General features: G+C 51.5%; 19 protein-coding genes and 1 tRNA gene. 11 read left to right on the plus strand and 9 right to left on the minus strand.

Annotated features, from left to right (window positions below; all coding sequences use genetic code 11):
- Window positions 1-145 precede the first annotated feature (145 nt).
- The 4 genes from A4E33_RS07125 (at window position 146) to A4E33_RS07140 (ending at window position 2,488) form a co-directional block, all read left to right on the plus strand.
- Entirely contained in the window at window positions 146-319 is a 174-nt protein-coding gene (locus A4E33_RS07125) for a 4Fe-4S binding protein (RefSeq protein WP_292347057.1), read from the plus strand.
- A gap of 263 nt (window positions 320-582) precedes the next feature.
- Entirely contained in the window at window positions 583-1,602 is a 1,020-nt protein-coding gene (asd, locus tag A4E33_RS07130; RefSeq protein ID WP_292347058.1) for an aspartate-semialdehyde dehydrogenase, read from the plus strand.
- A gap of 14 nt (window positions 1,603-1,616) precedes the next feature.
- Window positions 1,617-1,898, plus strand: coding sequence for a DNA-binding protein Alba (gene albA / locus A4E33_RS07135; protein ID WP_292347002.1), 282 nt, complete (start codon window positions 1,617-1,619; stop codon window positions 1,896-1,898).
- Window positions 1,899-1,972: 74 nt separating this feature from the next.
- Window positions 1,973-2,488: a hypothetical protein gene (locus tag A4E33_RS07140; RefSeq protein ID WP_292347003.1), complete on the plus strand. Its 516-nt coding sequence runs from the start codon at window positions 1,973-1,975 to the stop codon at window positions 2,486-2,488.
- 94 nt (window positions 2,489-2,582) lie between these two features.
- Here the strand turns inward: A4E33_RS07140 and A4E33_RS07145 are convergent, their stop codons facing one another.
- The 4 genes from A4E33_RS07145 to A4E33_RS07160 form a co-directional block, all read right to left on the minus strand.
- Complete coding sequence (locus tag A4E33_RS07145) at window positions 2,583-3,710, minus strand: DUF373 family protein (protein ID WP_292347004.1); 1,128 nt, start codon at window positions 3,708-3,710, stop codon at window positions 2,583-2,585.
- 74 nt (window positions 3,711-3,784) lie between these two features.
- Window positions 3,785-4,645: a coiled-coil protein gene (locus tag A4E33_RS07150; protein WP_292347005.1), complete on the minus strand. Its 861-nt coding sequence runs from the start codon at window positions 4,643-4,645 to the stop codon at window positions 3,785-3,787.
- Between the two features lie 476 nt (window positions 4,646-5,121).
- Complete coding sequence (gene ftsZ / locus A4E33_RS07155) at window positions 5,122-6,291, minus strand: cell division protein FtsZ (protein ID WP_292347006.1); 1,170 nt, start codon at window positions 6,289-6,291, stop codon at window positions 5,122-5,124.
- Between the two features lie 14 nt (window positions 6,292-6,305).
- The gene (locus tag A4E33_RS07160; RefSeq protein ID WP_292347007.1) at window positions 6,306-6,485 is read right to left on the minus strand and encodes a type II toxin-antitoxin system ParD family antitoxin; all 180 of its coding nucleotides are present in this window, start codon (window positions 6,483-6,485) and stop codon (window positions 6,306-6,308) included.
- Window positions 6,486-6,680: 195 nt separating this feature from the next.
- Between A4E33_RS07160 and A4E33_RS07165 the strand changes: the two genes are divergently transcribed.
- The 3 genes from A4E33_RS07165 to A4E33_RS07175 all read left to right on the plus strand — a co-directional run bounded on the left by A4E33_RS07165 (window position 6,681) and on the right by A4E33_RS07175 (window position 9,639).
- The gene (locus A4E33_RS07165; RefSeq protein ID WP_292347008.1) at window positions 6,681-7,685 is read left to right on the plus strand and encodes a histidinol-phosphate transaminase; all 1,005 of its coding nucleotides are present in this window, start codon (window positions 6,681-6,683) and stop codon (window positions 7,683-7,685) included.
- A complete protein-coding gene (locus A4E33_RS07170) occupies window positions 7,673-8,275 on the plus strand; it encodes an NTP transferase domain-containing protein (protein WP_292347009.1) in 603 nt (200 codons plus the stop codon). Before A4E33_RS07165 ends, A4E33_RS07170 begins: the two co-directional genes overlap by 13 nt.
- 125 nt (window positions 8,276-8,400) lie before the next feature.
- The gene (locus A4E33_RS07175; protein WP_292347010.1) at window positions 8,401-9,639 is read left to right on the plus strand and encodes a TIGR00300 family protein; all 1,239 of its coding nucleotides are present in this window, start codon (window positions 8,401-8,403) and stop codon (window positions 9,637-9,639) included.
- Window positions 9,640-9,875: 236 nt separating this feature from the next.
- Here A4E33_RS07175 and A4E33_RS07180 read toward each other — a convergent pair whose 3' ends face one another.
- Complete coding sequence (locus tag A4E33_RS07180) at window positions 9,876-10,862, minus strand: archaeosine biosynthesis radical SAM protein RaSEA (RefSeq protein ID WP_292347059.1); 987 nt, start codon at window positions 10,860-10,862, stop codon at window positions 9,876-9,878.
- 28 nt (window positions 10,863-10,890) lie between these two features.
- On the opposite strand from A4E33_RS07180, the gene A4E33_RS07185 reads away from it, so the two are divergent.
- The 4 genes from A4E33_RS07185 (at window position 10,891) to A4E33_RS07200 (ending at window position 13,627) form a co-directional block, all read left to right on the plus strand.
- On the plus strand, window positions 10,891-11,967 hold the full coding sequence (locus A4E33_RS07185; RefSeq protein ID WP_292347011.1) for a hypothetical protein: 1,077 nt from the start codon (window positions 10,891-10,893) through the stop codon (window positions 11,965-11,967).
- An 84-nt stretch (window positions 11,968-12,051) separates the two neighbouring features.
- Window positions 12,052-12,136, plus strand: a tRNA-Ser gene (locus tag A4E33_RS07190).
- A 194-nt stretch (window positions 12,137-12,330) separates the two neighbouring features.
- Window positions 12,331-13,302 (plus strand): tyrosine-type recombinase/integrase, encoded by a 972-nt coding sequence (locus A4E33_RS07195; protein ID WP_292347012.1) that lies wholly within the window; start codon window positions 12,331-12,333, stop codon window positions 13,300-13,302.
- Entirely contained in the window at window positions 13,271-13,627 is a 357-nt protein-coding gene (locus A4E33_RS07200) for a hypothetical protein (protein WP_292347013.1), read from the plus strand. Before A4E33_RS07195 ends, A4E33_RS07200 begins: the two co-directional genes overlap by 32 nt.
- 38 nt (window positions 13,628-13,665) lie before the next feature.
- On the opposite strand, the gene A4E33_RS07205 is transcribed toward A4E33_RS07200, so the two are convergent.
- The 4 genes from A4E33_RS07205 to A4E33_RS07220 all read right to left on the minus strand — a co-directional run bounded on the left by A4E33_RS07205 (window position 13,666) and on the right by A4E33_RS07220 (window position 17,381).
- On the minus strand, window positions 13,666-14,307 hold the full coding sequence (locus tag A4E33_RS07205; RefSeq protein WP_292347014.1) for a hypothetical protein: 642 nt from the start codon (window positions 14,305-14,307) through the stop codon (window positions 13,666-13,668).
- Between the two features lie 91 nt (window positions 14,308-14,398).
- Window positions 14,399-14,773, minus strand: a complete 375-nt coding sequence (locus A4E33_RS07210) for an ArsR family transcriptional regulator (RefSeq protein WP_292347015.1) — start codon at window positions 14,771-14,773, stop codon at window positions 14,399-14,401.
- An 11-nt stretch (window positions 14,774-14,784) separates the two neighbouring features.
- Complete coding sequence (locus A4E33_RS07215) at window positions 14,785-16,653, minus strand: tetratricopeptide repeat protein (protein WP_292347016.1); 1,869 nt, start codon at window positions 16,651-16,653, stop codon at window positions 14,785-14,787.
- Between the two features lie 314 nt (window positions 16,654-16,967).
- Entirely contained in the window at window positions 16,968-17,381 is a 414-nt protein-coding gene (locus A4E33_RS07220; protein WP_292347017.1) for a hypothetical protein, read from the minus strand.
- Window positions 17,382-17,525: the final 144 nt, after the last annotated feature.

The following is a 17,525-nucleotide window of genomic DNA, read 5'->3' on the forward strand; positions in this document are numbered from 1 at the left end:
CACGTTCTTCTTCTTTGTCGGATCTGTCGACCCCCGTTATGTCGAAGACGCTTTGCGTTCTTCTCCTGACTCGCCTCTGATGAGGCTCGTCAAATAGAAACCCTTTTTTTCCTTCCGCCAAAACATATAGAGCGGAGTGAACGAGTTGGTAGCAGTCGTTGACAAAGAGAAGTGTACCGGATGCGAAACCTGCGTGAGTGAATGTCCTGCCTCGGCAATAACGCTCGAGAACGAGAAGGCAAAGGTCGATAAGGACATGTGCGTTGACTGCCAGACCTGCGTTGACGTCTGCCCGTCGGAAGCAATCCACATGGAATAAGCCCGGATATAAGACTCCGGCACCAGTACACTGTTTTTCCTGTCCCCCGGGACTGGCGGGGCGCTTTGTATCCGGTATCCCGATCGGGGATTATCGTTTTTCCCAAACAGGACCACAGGGCATATTCGGAATACTCCGGAAGACATCTGGAGCGGGAAAATCGTACAAAAAACAATGTTTTTATCATCACAGATGAAATGGGACACTATTATCCGCCATACCTGATATGGCGGAACGAGACAGACACACAGGACCTGACACCTATGATCAATGTTGCAGTACTCGGAGCCACGGGAAATGTCGGCCAGCGGTTCGTCGAAGAGCTGGCAGATCACCCCTGGTTCAACCTTACGACACTCGCCGCTTCCGACCGCAGTGCGGGAAAACCCTATGGTTCGATCGTCAAATGGCGGCTTGACACTCCTTTCCCGGAGAAGATCGGGAAGATCAAAGTCGTTCCGACCTCGCCAAAGGCGATGAAGAACGTGGACCTTGTCTTCTCGGCCCTGCCGGCCGAGATCGCTACCAGCGTGGAGCAGGAATTTGCCGACGCAGGCATAGCGGTATGCAGCAATGCAAGTTCCCACCGGATGAATCCCATCATTCCCCTGGTGGTTCCCGAAGTAAACCCGGAACACCTGGGCCTTATCGACGTCCAGAAGGATACCGGCCGTGACGGGTTCATCGTTACGAACCCGAACTGTTCCACCATCATGATGGTCACTGCGCTCGCTCCCCTGCGCAAATTTAAGTTCACTGATGTCCGCGTTGCCACCATGCAGGCGATCTCCGGCGCCGGGTTCGAAGGTGTTGCAGCGATGGCCATCTATGACAATGTCATCCCCTACATCGGCAAGGAAGAAGAGAAGATGGAGACCGAGACCCTCAAGATCATGGGCACGCTGAAGGGCAGGAAAGTGGTCAATGCCCCGTTCAAAGTCAGCGCCAGCTGCCACCGCGTGCCCGTTATTGACGGCCATACGATGGCGGTCTGGGTGGACATCAAAGAGCCGGTCGAGAAGCTGAAGAAGGCGTTCCGGGACTACAAGCCGCCCATCAGAGGACTGCCGACGCAGCCCAAAGAGTCGATCCACTTCTTTGACGAGGAACAGGACCGGCCCCAGCCGCGCCTCGACCGTATGCGGGGCAACGGGATGACCGTCTCGGTCGGCCGCCTGCGGGAAGGCATCCGCTTTATTGCCATGGGGCACAATACCATCCGCGGCGCTGCCGGCGCAAGCGTGCTCAACGCGGAACTGATCGTGAAGAAGAAGTATCTCTGACAGCGGAGGACACCATGCAGCAGGTAAAAGAGAACACCGTGTTTGTCGGGAACAAGCCGGTCATGAATTACGTTCTTGCCGTCGTGACGCAGTTCAACAATGGCGCGGAGGAAGTGGCGATCAAGGCACGCGGCAAGGCGATCTCCCGGGCTGTTGATACCGCCGAGATATCCCTCAACCGGTTTCTTGAGGGGGTTGTGAAAAAGGAGATTATCACCTCGACTGAGATCATCGATACCGATACCGGCAAGACCAATGTCTCCAGCATTGAGATCATCCTTGCCAGCAAGAAATAAATTTTTGCATTTTTCAGACGGCGATAGTACCCGACCCAAAACGATTTAAACAGAATTCACGTACTTATTCAGCAATGCGAGCCTATGCTCTGGCTTTCCTGATGCTCGTCCTCGCGGGGTGTGCAGCCCCGGCCATGGCGGCAGACAATGACCGGTACAGTTATATCACGGTCGAGGACATCCATATCAGGCTCGATAACGGAACAGCGGTTATCCATGTCAATTATACCGTTGACGAAGGGACCCGGTTTATCTTCTTCCTGCTGGGCAAACAGGATCTCAAAACCAAACTGCTGAAGATCCTGAACTACGAGGATGCCAGGATCCAGAGAATCGACCTCTCGAGCGCGGATTTTACCGTATACAATGCTTCGCAGTCCTACGGAAACGGGGTATACTGGTATCCCTCCCATGAGTTCAATGTCGTCATCCCGTTCCTCACCGTTCAGTCACCGCAGGCCACCAAGCGGTTCAACAATACAAAACAATTCCCCGGGGGGATGGGATTCTTTACGGATATGGATGTGCAGGGACCAGGAATAAAAGCAGAGTCACAGACCAACGCTCCGGTTCCTCCGCAACAAAACTGATTCAGTCCATACCGTGTTTTCTTTTGCAGGCCTCCTTTTATCATTTCACGATGAACGAAAAATGCACCGGCATGCCTGAAAACGGTACCGTATGTTAAATCGTCTCGATGATCTCCTGGTTGCGGAGCGCTGCCAGTCTCCGGTTGATGAAGAACTGGGCAATGACACCGGAGACCGCCGAGATGATGCCGGCAATCGCAAAGTAGACGATCTGTGATGCGGCCGCTTCCGGAGTAAGTGGGAAGTGGGACATCTCTTTTACCGGGAGGAGGAAGAGGCTCGCACAGTAGAGGATCAGGCCGATAGCCGTGATGAAGAAGGGGAACACGATCACTTTCCCAAGCCCCTCCCGTTCATTGGAGTACACGTCGATGATGATCCCGACCGACAGAACAAGGCCTCCAGCGATCATCCACTCAATCGCCCCGTAGATGAAGAGCATGACGAAATGCAGGACCCCGAAGTCCGTGGAGTAATACTGGAGCATCGTGATGAACCCGTTGACGATTCCCATGAGGACGAGCAGGATCGTGATGGTATACGTGACAAACGAGAAACGCCCGCGCTGCAGTGAGAGCCGGAGAGCGTCGATGATACCGTGAGTAATCTCGTCAAGCCCGAAGCCCTTGTACAGCATGTAGAACCCGATAACCCCGATAACGATGAATGTCGCGATACCGGGGAAGTTCAGGAGGTAGGCGATCGCGTACAGCAGCATCGCAAGACCCAGCGGGATGAAGATCATCCGGGATATCTTGGGATCATCGAGCAGTTTTTTCAGGATATAATAGGTGCCTTCGAGGTTCGGCATCTGGTTGACGATAACCCTCCGGATGCTCGAGACCGGGATGAACGACTGGATGATCGGGATGACGTACTCGTCCTCCGCCCCGTCGGTGACGAGGATGCAGTTCGTTGCCCTGGTTTCGCTGATGACCTGCTCGAGGGACCTCGCGATCCTCCGGTCGCCATCGATCATGTGGAGGTGATTTCCGGCAACAACGGCGATTACCGTATCTTCGCCTTTGGCGCTCAGCTCATCGAATATTTTGACAGCGGAGAAGATCGCGTTGACATCGGAGTCTTCGGGATCGACAAGGGCAAGCGTGTTCGCCGCTTTCAGGCATGCTTCCCTGCCAACCGCCGGGCTCTCGATCTTTGCTTTCCACCCGATATCGTCGTCCCGATCAACACTCAGGACCAGCGTTCGTCCCTGCGTCATTCGTTTAAATATAAAATTGCCGTAAATCTATTAAATCATTCCTCACGGCAGGAGAACTGTTAAAAAAAAGGGAATCAGATGAGTTTTGAGCGCTGGAGGAGGAGGATATCGTCGGTTGTGAGCTTTTCGCCTGCGCGGAAATTCTTGAACAGGCTCTCGGCTTCCTTCCTGACAGCCTTCTGTTCTTTGGTGACCTTGACCTTCTTGGTCTTCTTGCGCAGGCCTGATATTACCTTGTCATAATCGCGGAGTTCCTTCTGGCAGGCGATGAAGAACTTGTGCTCGGCATCGGCCGATTCCTGTGCCTCGACAAAACTCTTGTGGGCCGCGTCAGCAGCCTCACGGGACTTATCGGCTTTCCGGTAGGATTCGACCATGAGGTCGTGGTGCTTCTGGGCAAGCTCTGCAACCTCAGTGACCTTCGCGTGCAGGTCGGATGCCTGCTTGCGGAATTCACGGGCTTCGGAGACCTTCGTGCGCATCTCCTTGTTCTGTTCGAGCTCGGCTTCCTGCTCGCGGACCTGGCTCTTCATCTGCTTGATCTTGTCGATCAGCTCACGTTCCTTATCGGTGGTGAAGACCTCAGTCTGCTGGCGGTACTCCATGTACTCGATCTGCTTCTGGAGTTCCTTGACACCCCGGTTCTTCTGGGTACCGTGCTCCTTCTTGAACGCCTCGATCTCCTCGAAGAGGACGTTCGCCTTGTCGTTGAGCTCGTTGCGCTTTGCCTTGATATCCAGGACTTCCTGGTTATACTTGTCCCTGAGGTCCTTGTTCTTCTGGGCTTCTTCAACGAACTCGCGGGTCTGGTTGTTTAAGGTGTTCCGGTCACGGGCAAACTTGCTTGCCAATGCGTTCAGTTCGTTGCGGCGGTTTTTGTGTTCTTCAGACTCTGCAAGGGTTTTTTTCCTTTTTTCCATCAGGTCATTCAACATGCGTTACCACTCCTCACCAGATTCTCCTTTGCGGGGTGCGCAGGAAATGCGCCTGCGAGGTATCGGGAGGATCCACGAACAGATCCTTCCGTCCCGTTCACAGGACAGTTCTGCATGCAGCATGCAGGATGGAAAACATCAGAAAAGGCAATCAGTGGAGAATTATTGCAAGACTTCGCACCGAAGTCTTTGTTCAACACTCTGTTCATGATGTTCAACTCCCGATACCAGGCCTGCCCGCTCCGGGGCGTGTGGCCGTGACCACCCGGCAAAGGATTGGCCGAATGTACTATATATTAGAGGCAGGGGAGCGTATTAATGATTTCGCCGAAGGCGGAAAACGCGATCGAAAAACAAACCCTCCGGAACGGATGAAATGAAAAACCGGGCAAAAAGGAAGTTGGTGGTTGGGCTTACCAACTGTTCCCTGATGATTCCTGTTGGGTTGCGATATTTTTATTCGTGGTTTTCGGTGTTTATCCGACCCATTCAAGGACGCCGCCGCCACTGGGCTGGTCCCTGCCGCCGCTGCGCTTGGACACCGGCATCTCGACTGCCTTGGGGTTGGCGCGCTTGTTCTCCATCTCGGAGATGACCGTCTTGTAGGACTGGCGGGTTCCGAGGATCTGCGCGCTCTTGACACCGGTCATGATTGCCAGAACACGTACCTTGCCTTCCATGTCGGTCCTGACACGGGCGCCCCAGATGACATCTGCGTGGGGATCAAGCTCGTACGTGAGCGAGGTTGCGATCTCCTCTGCGTCCTGCAGGGTGAGGTCCGTGCCACCGGTGATGTGGATCAGGCTGCCGGTTGCGCCGCGGTAGTCGATGTCAAGCATCGGGTTGCTTAAGCATTCGCGGACAACGCTCTCTGCCTTGTTCTGCTGCTTGCTCTCACCGACGAGCATAACGGCAACGCCTCCCTTGGACATGATTGCCCGGACATCGGCGTAGTCGATGTTGATGAGCGAGGGCTCGGTGATGGTCTCGGAGATTCCCTTGACGGTTTCACCGATCAGCTGGTCCATGACGGAAAACGCCTGGCCGAGCGGGAGGTTCGGCACGAAGTTCTTCAGCCGGTTGTTATCGAGGACGATCACGGAGTCGGCTGCGGATGCGAGTGCTTCGAGACCTTCCTCTGCACGGATCAGGCGGGCCTTTTCAACCTGGAACGGGTAGCTGACCATGCCGACGACAATGGCGCCCTGTTCCTTTGCGATCTGTGCTACAACGGGTGCGGAACCGGTACCGGTACCTCCTCCCATACCTGCCGTGATGAAGACCAGGTCTGCCGATTCAAGAATTGCTTCAAGGGTCGGCCGGGCCATCTCGGCTGCACGCTTACCGACATCGGGATACCCGCCTGCGCCGAGACCCTTGGTCAGGGACTTGCCGATCAGGATGCGCTTGTCGGCCTGGATCATGTCCAGGTGCTGCTTGTCCGTGTTGATCGCGATCGTCTCTGCACCGGATACACCCATGTGGTGGATACGGTTCACGGTGTTGTTGCCTGCGCCTCCGCAGCCGATGATGACGATACGCGGCTGTCCCACGAAATCGTCTTCGGCAGCATTGGTGGTGCCGGGCTTGGTCATCTCTTTCTCAAGCTCGGCGTTTTTTAAAGCGTCGTTGATAATGCTCTGCATTTCTTTCTACCCTCTCAAACCTTGAATGAAACCTGGTCGCTTTCCTTCAGGACACGGCTGGCACGTTTTTCAACGAGGTCGCGCACTGCTGCCCTCACAGCCTCGGAGACATTGGGATACTCCCCTGAATCAACCAGCTGCTGGAGCATGTTGATCTGCTGTTCGGGTAACCGGAGCGTGATCCTTTGCATCATTTTTCTCACATTTCTGACACATGTCTGGCTTATGTCATACATATGTCAGACAAAGAGATTTTCCGTGTCTGACTTAACCAGATAAAACAGAATAACACAGTTGAATATAAAAACTTTCTTCTTTGCAGGTACGGCACACCGCACAACGCATTTATGACTGTTAAACCAAATATTTGAGAAAAAGAGCGGATTTTCATGGCTGTTGGCTTTCCGAAAAAAGTGATTCACGGAGGAACAGGAAAGCTGCAGCGTGAAAAAACCCAAAAAAACGTGCTGGATTTCAGCGCGAGCGTGAACCCGTTCCCCCCAGAGATCGACTGGCATTGCGATACCGCCGACCTGTCTGCATACCCTGATGACAATTATTCGGCACTCAAGGAACGGATTGGATCTGTTTTCTCACGGGATCCTGAGGAGATTTGCGTTGGCAACGGCTCTATCGAGATCATCCGGGTATTCTGTTCTGTCGCACTGGGTCGTACAAAGGGATCGCGGTTCTTCACTGATACACCGACCTTTGGAGAGTACGAGCTTTCAGCCAGCCTGGCCGGCGCACGTCGTACGGAAAAACCGGAGAAAACTACCGTCCGTTTTGTCTGTAATCCGAACAACCCGACCGGTACGCTTCAGCGCCGGGCAGAACTGCTTGAACTGCTCACAGCCACAAAACAACAGGACGGAATACTTTTCTGCGACGAAGCCTTCATCGCGCTCGCGGATGATGCCGAGAGCCTCGCGGACGTCCGGGACCCAAACCTCTTCGTTCTCCATTCACTGACAAAATCATTCGCAGTCCCCGGCATCCGTTTCGGGTTCGGGTTCGGGGACCGCGATCTCGTGGAGAAGATCGAGACCGCCCGGTCCCCCTGGTGCGTCAACGCGTATGCGGAAGCTTTTGCCATGGAAGCTCTTCTGCACCTTGAGGACCTGGCCGGTTCCCGCAGAAAGATAGAACAGGAACGACAACGGCTGACTTCCGGCATGACGGGTCTCGGCCTGTCATGTACTGCGTCATCCGCGAATTTCATTCTCGCTGACTATGGCAGGGATGTTGCCCCGCTCTGTGAAAAACTCGCACATAAGAATATCCTTGTCCGGGATTGTACGTCATTCGGGCTCCCGACCTGCATCCGTATCGCGGTACGGAAACCGGAGGAGAACACGCAACTTTTGGAGGTGCTGGGTTCATGCGTGCGTTGATCATGGCAGGCGGCGAAGGAAGCCGTCTTGGCAGGGGGGAGAAACCGCTCACGCTTATCTGCGGCAGGCCGATGATATCCTTCGTCGTCGATGCGTTCCGCAAGGCCGGGTGCGAGCCGGTTGTCGTTATTTCCCCAAAAACCACCATGACCGCCAACTGGTGCCGGGCTCACGGCATCGCGATCGTCCGGACGGAGGGCTGCGGATATATCGAAGACATGGTCAGCGCTGCCCGGTACCTGGATGAGGATCAGCCTCTCATTGTCAGCGTTTCTGATATTCCCTGCATCGGGCCGGACATTATCAGCACGATCATGAAGACTTATAGCGAATGCGGGATGGATGCCCTGTCGACATGGATCCCCGCAGGCCTGGTACAATCCTGCCGGGGAGGTATGCCGTACAGGGAACTGGTCGGCGGGATCGAATCCTGCCCTGCGGGCGTGAATATCCTCCGGGGAGACCATATCGGTTCGGGGCAGGAAGAGTATGCACTCCTGCTTGACGAGCCCCGGCTGGCCCTGAATGTCAATACACCGGCGGACCTTGCCCGGGCCGTGGCGATTATCTCGGCAGAACCTGCACGCTGAGATGGTTCCAGAAATCGCAGAATTCCCATTCCATCCCGTTTTGTCCGGATAGCCGGAAAATACTGGCAATTCCGTCGTTTTCCGAGGTAACGCATATTAAGGTTGCTCGCCAATATCCGGGTATTATGGGAGAATCGCAGGAGATAGAGCTGCGCGGTCATATAATAGACTCGGGGATCATGACCCAGCTCTTCGACCGGGTCATGGACATGGGCGGGAACTTCGAGATCCTTGTCTTCGATATCGGCAAGAAGAAGACCGACCCGAGTTATGCCCGGCTCCGGATCAATGCATCAGGCAAGGAGAAACTGCGTTCAATCCTCTCGGAAGTCCACCGACTCGGCGCCCGCCCGGTTGAAGTCAAGGACGTCCACCTTGTCGCCGCTGAGGCCGACCGGGTTGTTCCCAAGGGTTTCTATACCACCTCCAACCACCCGACCCAGGTCAAGGTCGGCGGCGAATGGATCGATGTCTCGGGGATCGAAATGGATTTCCTGGTTGTCGTCGACCCGGCAAAAAAGACGGCAACGGCCCGGGCACTCGGAAAGATACGGAAAGGAGACCTTGTGGTTGTCGGTGAACAGGGTGTGAGCGTCATCTACCCCGAACGTCCCCGGGAGCAGAGCACGTTCGAGTTCATGCACGGGACGGTATCGCCTGAACGCCCCAGCGAGACCCTGATCGCCAAGATCGCCAAGGAGATCCTCGAGGTGCGGAAGAAGGGCGGCAGGATTGCCGTTGTCGGAGGCCCGGCCATCATTCACACCGGTGCCGATAAGGCACTCGCGTCCATGATACGGAACGGGTATATCGATGTCCTCTTTGCCGGAAACGCCCTCGCGACCCACGACATCGAGTACAACCTCTACGGAACCTCGCTTGGGATGGACATCGCCACCGGCAACACCGTGATGGGGGGCCACAAGCACCACCTCTATGCCATCAGCGAGATCATGCGGGCCGGATCGATTAAAAATGCAGTGGACAAGGGCGTTGTCAAGGGAGGGATCATGTACGAATGCATAAAGAAGAACATCCCGTTCGTCCTTGCCGGTTCCATACGCGACGACGGCCCGCTGCCGGACGTTATTGTCGACGTGATGCAGGCGCAGGACGAGATGCGCAAACATATCGACGGGTGCAGCATGGTGCTGATGATCGCAACCCTCCTCCACTCCATCGCGGTCGGCAACTGCCTTCCCTCGAACGTGAAGACGGTCTGTGTCGATATCAATCCCGCCCACCTGACCAAGCTGATGGACCGCGGCACAACGCAGGCGATTGGCATCGTTTCCGATGCCGGGACATTCCTGCCCCTCCTCACCCGCCAGCTTGAGATCCAGAGCGGCCAGCAGAAAAAATAAAAAAAACCTGCTCTGGAGACAATATTAGCTCCACGCTCGTGGGGCTCCGCGAACCCTCCCCCCGCAACTGTAGCCACCCCAGCATTTCGATAGCATATCTGCAGGTTTTCGCGAACTCAAGAGAAACGTAGTTTTTCACTATCGCAATACGCCCCGTTCCCTGACCGGGGACTGGTGGCGCAAGAGGCGGGCTTCATTTCCCAAAATAAGATTTACTACAGAGCTGCAACCTGGTATTACCGCGTCAGCGGCATGCAGTACGGTTTTTCATTCTCGAGCACGAATTCCCATTCCTGCCTGCACCGGCAGGAGATGTCGAGCAGGGCACCGATAAGGTCGCGATCGCCGTTCAGGGAGTAATCCCGGATCCCTTTGACGATCTCGTAATCGCAGGTACCGCAGTTGTGCGGACCGCGCTTCTGCCCGCCACCAAGCGGATCGCAGGTGACGTGGACCGGTGCCGCTTCGAGGAGTGCAAGCACGCTCCAGAGATAGGGTGGCCGGTATGCCCCCCGTTTCCAGTAATACTCGAGTTCGGTATTCTTCTGGACCGTGCAGGGATTCATCGAGATCATGTCGGCAAGGGGGACTGTGTCGGCAAAGGACGATTTCATATCGTCGACCGCCTCCCGTTCGGATAAAAAGAGCGGCTTGAAGAGCAGATACGCTTTTACACCGGCTCCTGCTGTGCGGGCACGCCCCGCAGCATCCCGGAAATCCCGGAAGGTGAAGCCCTTGTTGATGCACTTCTCCCTGATTGCATCACTGCTTGTCTCAAGGCCCATGGCGCAATACAGGGGTTTTTTCCAGCTGCCGTCATCCAGGATTTCTATGAACGGCGCAAGCGTCTCCTCCCGGATGAATTCCGGGCGGGTCTCGGCGATGACGAGTTTTCCGCGGAATGCCGTCGCAACATCGGCGAGAAATGCCGGGGGGACTTCCTGCGGATCGAAAAAACTCCCCGAGGTGAAGATCTTGACCATCCGGAAGGACCCGGTGTCATACTCGTTCATCACCCAGGCGAGCTGTGCCCGGAGACGGCCAAGAAGGGCATCGCAGGACTCCGCCCTGTACCGCTCGTGACGGTAACTGCACATGCGGCAGCCGGACCACGAGCAGCCGCCGCTTTTGAAAATAACCGTCAGGCATTCGAGCAGTTCGTTTTCATACCGCTCCTTCCCCCGCCACGACGCAAGGGGTTTTTCCGGCCGTTCAGAAATCATTAACATCCTATTAGTTGATCTGATATAGATGAAAAAGATCGTCCTGCTGGTGATAGGACTGCTCTTTTTGCCGGCAATCACCCTTGCCTACCAGGTGAATATCGATGCCCCGGAGACTCTCACGGTAGGAAAACCTCTCGTCGTGTCCGGCGTGACAACATTTCCCCCGGGGATGTCGGTGGACGTGGTCCTGTATTACCAGCTGACGACGACAACAGAGATCAAGCGACAGGTTGTCAGCATCAAGCCGGATAAGACCTTCAAGGTCGTTTTCGATACGACGGGCCTGACAACCGGGACCTACAAGGTCGAGGTTCCGGTCAACGGCATGGGGGATTCTGTAACAATGCGGCTTGTCCGGATTGTTGACCGTTCTGATGAGATCCGCATGGATTCCGATACAACCCAGGAATTTAACGGAACGCTTGTCATCGCCGGCACAATCGAGGGTGACGAAAATTCCGGTGTCCAGGTAGAGATCGTCGGCCCCGATGGATCAGTAGTTTTCGGCCCGCAGTTTGTGAATACCGATTCCGAAGGTTCGTTTTCCACGAATGTACCGATCCGTGTTCCCGGGAAATACGAAGTCAGCTTTACGGATGCAAAAGGATTCATCGGGACCCGTGTACTTATTGCAGAGGGCCCGCAGACGCCGGTCCCGACCCTGTCCGAGGCCGCTGCGTCCCGCAAGGTCGTATCCGCACATACTGTATCTTCTCAAAACACCCCGGCATTCTTTTCAGTAAAAACGATACCCGGGCCGGTGATGCTGTACACATCATCGTCGGCTGACTGGGTTATCGAATACTCTGATGACAACGGCGTCCTGCACCGTGAGAATAACCAGGATGCCCGGAATCCTGAAAAAGCCGCATTCACCGGAACGGGAAGCACGGTTTTTGTCAGCGTCTATCCCAATGACCCGGCCGTGCAGGGCGAGGTGTATCTTTATGCAGAGAATGCGGAATCCGTTTCCGTAAGCCCGACGAAACCAGCTCCCTTTGCAACCGCATCGTCCCGGGCATCCGGGGGATTACCGGCCCTGTCGCTGACGCCATTGGCCGGGCTTGCAGCTCTCGCCGCTGCCCTGTTCCTCCGCAGATAGTTTGCCGACGACAGAAAACCTGTTTTACGGATACACCTGCCAAAGAAGCCTTTTTTATATCGCAGATCCAACATATGCAGCACTGCCGGGGTAGTCTAGTCCGGGAAGGCGGTAGCCTTGAAAGCTACTGGTGCCCTGCACCTCAAGAGTTCAAATCTCTTCCCCGGCGTAAACACAGACGGTACCTAATTCTGACATTTATTTAAATAGGGGTTAATCTCACCCCTTTAACAGATGCCAACGAACGCCTCTATCACAACACCTTTGAACCGTTTTCATAAACCCGACGAAACTCATGCCGAATACATCGAAACGATTCTGCACCGGGCTCGCAACGGGATCCCGACAAAAAAAACCCATGTGATGCTTCCAGGCATCACCGATGACGACCTGACACTCCTCCGAGAATACTTTGCCGAAGTTCAGGCAACGCACAATATCACCGTCAAAAGACTGTACAAATACAGCTACATTCTGGTCCACTGGCGGGAATTCATCGGAGAATTCAGGCAGAATGCCATCGGAGACCTGCACGCAGGGATAAACAAGATCCAGATGGCCCGGGATGCGAATGGGAACCCCCGGTATGCGAAGAATACACTTGCCGACTATATCGGGTTCCTGAAACGATTTTACCTCTGGCTGAATGAGAACGAGTATACGTCAATCGAGGAGCGGAAAATCAACAAGATCCGTGTTCCTACTGCACCGCTGATGACAAAAACTGCGGAGATGCTCGTGTCCAAGCAGGATGTTTTCAACATGATTGCCGCATGCCGCAATTCCCGCGACCGAGCATTCATCAGTGTCCTGTACGAAGGGGGGTTCCGGATTGGTGAACTCGGGTCCCTGAGATGGAACCAGGTAAAATTTTCCGACTGGAACGTCGCAATCAACGTTGACTGCAAGACGGGGAAGCCCCGTTACATCCCCCTGGTGATGTCGCGCCAATATCTTGCGCAATGGAGAAATGACTACCCCCTACCGATGGCGGATGATGGTTATGTCTTCCTGACCGCGGGACGACACCAGCAACTCCAGTACCGGGGCGTCACAAAACAATTCGAGAAAATTGCCCGCCGCGCTGGAATACAAAAACACATCACGCCCCATCTCCTGCGACACAGCCGGATCACCCATTTGATCAACGATGGAGTCAAGGAGTCAATGATAAAAATGATGATGTGGGGATCCGTGGATTCCGAGATGTTCAAAGCCTACGCCCACCTAACCGCTGGCGACATTGATGCGGAAATGGCCAAACACGCCGGGATTGTCATACCTGACCGGAAAGATGAACTGTATGGCCAGAGCCAGGACCATCCAAGAGCTTGAAAGACAAAAACCAGACCTGGAAAGAATGTACCTGGAAACAATTGAGTCGTTGCCAACTGCCGATCCGAAAACATTGGCCATATCCCGGAGGATCAGCAAATTGCAGTATTCTCACCGGTGTCTGGAAGGTGCTGCAGTAGAAGCGTACAAACAGCAGGGTGTTGAGATCGCCCCAGGTATGAAAATACAGTACGTGGTGAAAGATGCTCGAAGATATCAGGTCGAACCTTCATGGTGCGAAAGTACGATAGATGTCTCATTCTATCGTGGTCTTGTTGACAAAGCGTGGGCGGAGATTGCCTTTGCATTTGGCCACGGAAAATGAATAACACTAATAAAAAGATGATAGATCTTCTAGTGGCATCAGTATCGTGGTGATTCGGTCAAATAGTATCTATATTCTATTGGTGTGGTTCTCGGTATATAGATCGGTTCAAAATCCTTAAGATTTATTTCTTCGTGGTACTTCAAGCGATCTCCCGTATCGGCAACTAAGTCCCCCGTTTTGCTATCATAATGCCAGATAAATTGAGCGAGATCCTGCATCGCGTCATTCTGAGTTCCAGTTTTTGACGGATCCCAACGGAGTATCATCTGAAATGTATCAGTCGATGTTGGGATGATAACCCCACTTAGATATGTTATGTGGTAGTCGCCTTCGTCGTATTTTGGTCTGATAGTTAAGGAGAAACTATGCTTTGAATCGTTATTAATTTGATATATACTCCATGAATCCCTGGCCTCAAGACTCCAATTTCCTTTAATCTGGTCAGATCTTTTGAAATCAGGAAATGAAATATTTTCTCTGATAGCTGAGGAACTCGTTGGAGCGATTGTCGTTTGTGTTATTGTTGTCGTTTGAATGATTGTGGGTGAAGAAGTAGGGACTGTGGTCAGGTCTGTAGTAGGGATGGGATCTGGTGTTTTAGTTTTTTCATTATCACCAACACATCCTGTTAAAAAAACGATAAGGAAAACCACTACAACAACAAGAATCTTCTTCATGTTTCTCTTCCACGTATGATTGACAAGCTTTAAGGATAAAAAACCTGTGATTCTTTAAGGAAAAAATCCATAATGTCAATAATCGGAAATGTCATTTAAAGGAATCACGGATTTTTCTGACCAATTTTATCTGATCGCAAGCTTCATTCCGATTATCCTTTTCGATGCTCTCAATAATTTCTGTCAACGGCATTGCATGTTCATATTTTTTAAACCAATATGGCTTTTCTTCCATCGGAATTTGGATACTCCGTAGCCACCCTTGTTCAATCATATAGTTGACTGCTCTGCTAGCATCCGATTGTCGAAGATCGATTCCACGACTAAAATCGTTCACTGTTGCATCGGTTTTTTTTGAAAGAAAAATGATAATTTTTCCAACGTTCTTTGGAACACACGCATCTATCAGGAGGCCAAGAAATTTTTCCTCTTTTTCAGCGAAGTGCCGAACGCTCTTTTTTATCATAGTGTTGCATTTTATTGTTTAATCGATGCGTTTTTTCTTGAAATTCGTTTAATTTTTTTGGCGTTCTCATTATCAGGTTCAAAATTCAGAATTTGGTCACATACAATCTGGATTTCATCATATTTTTTGTATTGATTTAAGATCCAACAGTAATTCAAGAGACACTCAATTTTCGTAGGATGAATTGAGATGACCTTATCAAGTATCGTTTTTGCTTCAGAAATATCTCCGATTTTTCCGAGAGCAACTGCTTTATTATTTAAGGCATTCTCGTCGTTCGAAAATAATTTCAATCCATTGTTGATAGACTGAATCGCTTCTCGATGATATCCTAAAATTTCATATGTTAAACCATTATCAAATGAGGTTTGAGCATCTGAAATATTTTTCAAATCTCCATCTGAATGAGATTTCTCTTGATCTAATGATGATCGCAATAGGATTGAGTAATCCCATTCAACGGTTTTTGATTGGTAAGAATCATCCAATTCTTCACCATAGCAGTTCTCCACCGATCCAGTCCCAATGCTCTCCAGACAGTTCAACATTATTCTTCTTTTTTCGTCTAACGATAACGCGGATGCTGGATCTTTTTTAGAAACGGGTTTGTCTAATACTTGTTCAACCAGTTCAATAGATCTATTCAGGCGATCCCGACTGTCTGATGCTGATATCAAAGATTTTTTTGCTTCTTTATTATTAGGATCAGTCTTTACTGCATTTTCAAAAGATTTCATCCCTTCTTCGAAGTTTAATTGTAATACTAATGATTTCCCCCGCAGATGCCAAGCATCGGAATTTTCTGGGTTCGCGGATAAGGATTTTTCGAAAGCAAGTTCCGCATTTTTAAAATCGCCCGATGAATAATAGTCTTTCCCCTTTTGGTACCACGAAAAAGCATCCCGGTTTTTATTCAGATTTTCAAGGGCAATCTCTCGGTTGTTTCGTGCCAAGGTATAATTCGGGTCAATTGATAACGCCCTATCATAGCAAAGGAGTGCTTCCTGAGTTATTCCGATTTTTTCAAGTGCAGCCCCTTTATTATTCCAAATAGAAGGATTATTTTGATCGATTGAGAGAGCTCGGTCATAAGCATTCAATGCCTGTTGATTCTTGCCAAGTTCATAGAATGTGGACCCTTTATGACACCATACTCCTGAATTATCAGAATCAATTGTTAAAGCATGATCGAAGGCTTCTATAGCTTCATCGAACTTACCGAGCATATGAAAAGCAATCCCTTGCCCATCCCATGATTGAATATCATTTGGATCGATAGACAATGCTTTTTCATAGATCGCTAAAGCATCATCATATCGAGACAATTCACACAATACATGGCCGATTCCATGATATGCTGCGGCATTGCAGGGATCAAGAGATAGTGCTTTGTTATATGAGTCAAGAGCGTCCTGAAGAATTCCGAGACTTTCCATCGTTTCGGCTTTTTTATTCCAAAGTGAAGCATTATCTGGAGCGAGTGTTATTGCTTGATTGTATGCATTGATTGCTTCGGGAAATTTTCCAAGGAGGTTAAATGCGACCGCTCTTCCATTCCATGCTGTTACGTCTTCGGGATCCAATGATATTGCCTTATCAAAAGCATCAACCCCATCTCCATATTTACCAAAAATTAGGAAAACCATTCCTTTTCCAATCCAGGGGGCCGCAAACTCAGAATCGTTTGATAATGCCTGTTCATAGGAATCAAACGCTTCTTGAAACTTATTGAGATTCTGAAGAGCAAGTCCCTTCCCATACCATGCCTGAGCCGAATTTGGTTCAAGTAATAATACTTGATTAAAAGCATCAACCGCCTCTTGATACCGCCCGAGACTGTAGAGGGTTTCTCCTTCCTGTTGATAATCATCAGCATCCATGAAAAAAATGCAACCCTTAATGTAATTTATCTAAATTCTCAAGTTATGCAAAATAAGTCTATTGAATAAAATATTTTTTCATTTGAGATCGCAGATGTCAATGGGGAATGAATCAAGCGATTCTCGCTCGGAGTTATTGTAGAATACAAAAAATACACAATGCGGCCGAGCTCCACATATGATTCAAAAAAAATTAGAAATCCGCGCGCTTACCAAAAAACGCTCAATTTAGCCTTAAAATCGGGGGGATTAGGTACCACCTATTCGGTCTCCCTTCCCCGGCGTTGTTCCTTTTCCAAAAAAACTGCCACGCTTTATACATTCCAAATCCGTGCAAACAGGATTCCTGCCGAGAGAAAACCGGTGACAGCCCAGATCATGTTGCCGATATAGAACGAAACCGGCCAGTCCATGGAGGTATACATGGCGAAGTTCGAGGGTATGGCAATGATGACAAGCAGGATGACCCCGAATGACACGCCTTTCTGCATGACAGATCCGGAGAGAACCGGGGAAAGGATATCAAAGAGATATGCCGCAGCAACCGCAACAACAAAGGGGTATACAAAAAAGAGCAGCATGACCGGGTCTTCCATGGAGCGCATGCCGGGGAATCGGGCGATATCGAAGGGAATGATCTGGTTCATGATCACGTTCAGGCCAAAAAGGAGGACGAAGAGGAGCGTTCCGCCGGCAAGACCGGCAATCGCGATGTTCTTTTGATTCATACAGAATACCTGCAGGCCGGAGGTATAAAGACATGGAATGGGCACGGTGAAAGTAACGGGGTTGCAGATGCGGTGAATCGGGGTTGATACAGGCATCCGGCAGATCCCGACAGTCCTGCAATCCGGCCAATTCCGTTCATCATC

The sequence above is a fragment of the Methanoregula sp. PtaB.Bin085 genome, assembly GCF_002067035.1.
Taxonomy (GTDB): Archaea; Halobacteriota; Methanomicrobia; order Methanomicrobiales; family Methanospirillaceae; genus Methanoregula.

Excerpts from the sequence above, each read along its gene's own strand:
- asd (WP_292347058.1), top strand. The coding sequence starts at position 583 with ATGATCAATGTTGCAGTACTCGGAGCCACGGGAAATGTCGGCCAGCGG.
- A4E33_RS07215 (WP_292347016.1), bottom strand. The coding sequence starts at position 16,653 with ATGGATGCTGATGATTATCAACAGGAAGGAGAAACCCTCTACAGTCTC.
- A4E33_RS07210 (WP_292347015.1), bottom strand. The coding sequence starts at position 14,773 with ATGATAAAAAAGAGCGTTCGGCACTTCGCTGAAAAAGAGGAAAAATTT.
- A4E33_RS07150 (WP_292347005.1), bottom strand. The coding sequence starts at position 4,645 with ATGTTGAATGACCTGATGGAAAAAAGGAAAAAAACCCTTGCAGAGTCT.
- A4E33_RS07180 (WP_292347059.1), bottom strand. The coding sequence starts at position 10,862 with ATGATTTCTGAACGGCCGGAAAAACCCCTTGCGTCGTGGCGGGGGAAG.
- A4E33_RS07205 (WP_292347014.1), bottom strand. The coding sequence starts at position 14,307 with ATGAAGAAGATTCTTGTTGTTGTAGTGGTTTTCCTTATCGTTTTTTTA.
- A4E33_RS07185 (WP_292347011.1), top strand. The coding sequence starts at position 10,891 with ATGAAAAAGATCGTCCTGCTGGTGATAGGACTGCTCTTTTTGCCGGCA.
- albA (WP_292347002.1), top strand. The coding sequence starts at position 1,617 with ATGCAGCAGGTAAAAGAGAACACCGTGTTTGTCGGGAACAAGCCGGTC.
- ftsZ (WP_292347006.1), bottom strand. The coding sequence starts at position 6,291 with ATGCAGAGCATTATCAACGACGCTTTAAAAAACGCCGAGCTTGAGAAA.
- A4E33_RS07175 (WP_292347010.1), top strand. The coding sequence starts at position 8,401 with ATGGGAGAATCGCAGGAGATAGAGCTGCGCGGTCATATAATAGACTCG.
- A4E33_RS07170 (WP_292347009.1), top strand. The coding sequence starts at position 7,673 with ATGCGTGCGTTGATCATGGCAGGCGGCGAAGGAAGCCGTCTTGGCAGG.
- A4E33_RS07195 (WP_292347012.1), top strand. The coding sequence starts at position 12,331 with ATGCTTCCAGGCATCACCGATGACGACCTGACACTCCTCCGAGAATAC.
- A4E33_RS07165 (WP_292347008.1), top strand. The coding sequence starts at position 6,681 with ATGGCTGTTGGCTTTCCGAAAAAAGTGATTCACGGAGGAACAGGAAAG.
- A4E33_RS07160 (WP_292347007.1), bottom strand. The coding sequence starts at position 6,485 with ATGATGCAAAGGATCACGCTCCGGTTACCCGAACAGCAGATCAACATG.
- A4E33_RS07145 (WP_292347004.1), bottom strand. The coding sequence starts at position 3,710 with ATGACGCAGGGACGAACGCTGGTCCTGAGTGTTGATCGGGACGACGAT.
- A4E33_RS07200 (WP_292347013.1), top strand. The coding sequence starts at position 13,271 with ATGGCCAGAGCCAGGACCATCCAAGAGCTTGAAAGACAAAAACCAGAC.
- A4E33_RS07140 (WP_292347003.1), top strand. The coding sequence starts at position 1,973 with ATGCGAGCCTATGCTCTGGCTTTCCTGATGCTCGTCCTCGCGGGGTGT.
- A4E33_RS07220 (WP_292347017.1), bottom strand. The coding sequence starts at position 17,381 with ATGAATCAAAAGAACATCGCGATTGCCGGTCTTGCCGGCGGAACGCTC.